Genomic DNA, 1,733 nt, shown 5'->3' with positions numbered 1-1,733 from the left:
GAATCGGAGGGAAGGGCTTGGGGGGCTTGGGGGCCGTGGGTGTTGTGGCCTTGCAGCGCAGGCGATAAACGCTGCTGCGCCCGGTGCGCTGGATGAGGATCAAGCCGAGCCGCGCGAGCTTGGCCACCGCACGCGCGGCGACTGAAACCGACAGCGCTGCATCACGCGCCAAGGTATCCAGGCTCGGCCAGCAGGTGCTGCTGCGGCTGTTGATGCGCAACGCGATGGCATGGCCGATTTTGGCCTCAGCCGGGGTCAGATTTGGGCAGGCGAGCAGCTCGCGCAGCCATTGAAGGATATCAACCGGGGACATGGCGGTTCTCCGAAGCAGGGTTCAGGAACCGACCGAGGAACAGGTGAGACCGCCGCCCAAAGCGCACAATGACCGCGCAGGCTGACGCCAGGCGGAGAGCTTGTTAGACTATGCAGGCCGGTGCTCATCGAAAGACTGCTATCTCAGTCGGACGTTGGCTTTGCTGTCAAGGGCGCCTACCCTTGACAGACGGCAAATAGGTTAAGCCCAAACGGCGCCGCAGTGCAATCTGCGGCGCCGTTTTTCGTTTAGGCGGCTGATCAGCGGGATTCGCCTGGCCCCCGACGGGGGGCTTGGGGGTCTTTGCTTTCGTCGCGTCCCTTCGCCCGTTTGGTTGCCGCTGGAGACAGGTCAGAGTTGCCGCTAGCGGCAAGCCAGGATTGCCGCCAGTGGCTCGGCGGCGGTTTACAAAGCGGCCAACCAAGCTTCAGCGTCGGCGCAACCCCCTTCAGAGCAATGAACAATCCTGTGCTGGCAGATCCTCGAAAATGTCTGCTATTGGCAGCTCCAACGCCAAGCACTCGAACCGGCAGGCAGTAGCCTCGTGGCAGTCTTGCAGCCGCCAGTCATCCTGATACTGATCGTGTGGCCAACTGCTCGATGTCGCCATCATCGAAGCGGCTGACCCAAGCGTCCCGAACCCTCTATCGCCCGAGTTGCCTGATAGGCCGCGCTGTGCAAACTGGAAAAAAGGCAAAAGCCAAGATCCAGCGCATCCATACCAAGAGCGTCAACGCCCGGCGCGACTCCCTGCACAAGACCACCACCACGATCAGCAAAAACCACGCGATGCTGTGCATCAAGGACTTGCAGGTTCGCACTCTGTCGGCGTCGGCAGCCGGGACGCTGGACGCGCCGGGAACCCATGTTCAGGCCAAGTCCATGCTCAACTCGGTTCGCGTGCGTGGTGTGCGGGTTCGAGGCGAACGCTGTGTGGTCGGCGAGGATGTCAATGGCATGCTGAATATCGATGCCAGCAAGAAAAGCCAGGCTCGAAGAGAATTCGAGTCTGGCAGGTTTGGCTGTTTGGCTATACCATTGATAGAGCGATCAATTACCAGACCACCGGAGTAAAATGAGTGGATTGAGCACTTCGAAGGCCAACCCGCGCCCGATCCGCTAAACTTGCTGCATGCCCACCGATACTCCCAAGTCCACAGAAAAAGCCCCGCTGCGCCAATGGCACCGCGCCTTTGGCATTGCCCTGATGGATGTCTTTGCCGATGCGCCCTGGGTGGTGGAACTGGAGCTGGAAATGGCGCTGACCAGCGGGTGCGGCCTTTGAATAATGTCATCACCCGAAACAGGCGGCACCGAATTGATCAATTCGCTGCCAAAATTGTTGCCAGCGCCCGGTCGTTTGGCTCAGCGCCCGCAGGCTGAGTACAATCCCGGCGCCTTTGGTTTTCCAGCGCATGCC

The 1,733-nt window shown here is 60.5% G+C and carries 3 protein-coding genes; 2 read left to right on the top strand and 1 reads right to left on the bottom strand.

Going from position 1 to position 1,733, the window contains the following annotated elements; translation table 11 throughout:
• A partial coding sequence (locus CKO36_RS18965; protein ID WP_200286463.1) for a helix-turn-helix domain-containing protein occupies nt 1-313 on the bottom strand: 313 nt, incomplete at its 3' end.
• 600 nt (nt 314-913) lie between these two features.
• On the opposite strand from CKO36_RS18965, the gene CKO36_RS18960 reads away from it, so the two are divergent.
• The gene (locus CKO36_RS18960; RefSeq protein ID WP_200286462.1) at nt 914-1,387 is read left to right on the top strand and encodes a transposase; all 474 of its coding nucleotides are present in this window, start codon (nt 914-916) and stop codon (nt 1,385-1,387) included.
• Between the two features lie 58 nt (nt 1,388-1,445).
• Nucleotides 1,446-1,598 carry a hypothetical protein gene (locus CKO36_RS18955; protein ID WP_200286464.1) on the top strand — a complete coding sequence of 51 codons (153 nt, stop codon included), beginning with the start codon at nt 1,446-1,448 and terminating at the stop codon, nt 1,596-1,598.
• Nucleotides 1,599-1,733: the final 135 nt, after the last annotated feature.

Source organism: Rhabdochromatium marinum (genome assembly GCF_016583795.1).
Lineage (GTDB): Bacteria > Pseudomonadota > Gammaproteobacteria > Chromatiales > Chromatiaceae > Rhabdochromatium > Rhabdochromatium marinum.
The sequence above is the reverse complement of the archived record's forward strand: the minus strand, read 5'-3'. Positions and strand labels throughout refer to the sequence as shown.

Coding starts and splice junctions, on each gene's coding strand:
- CKO36_RS18960 (WP_200286462.1), top strand. CDS start 914: ATGTCGCCATCATCGAAGCGGCTGACCCAAGCGTCCCGAACCCTCTAT.
- CKO36_RS18955 (WP_200286464.1), top strand. CDS start 1,446: ATGCCCACCGATACTCCCAAGTCCACAGAAAAAGCCCCGCTGCGCCAA.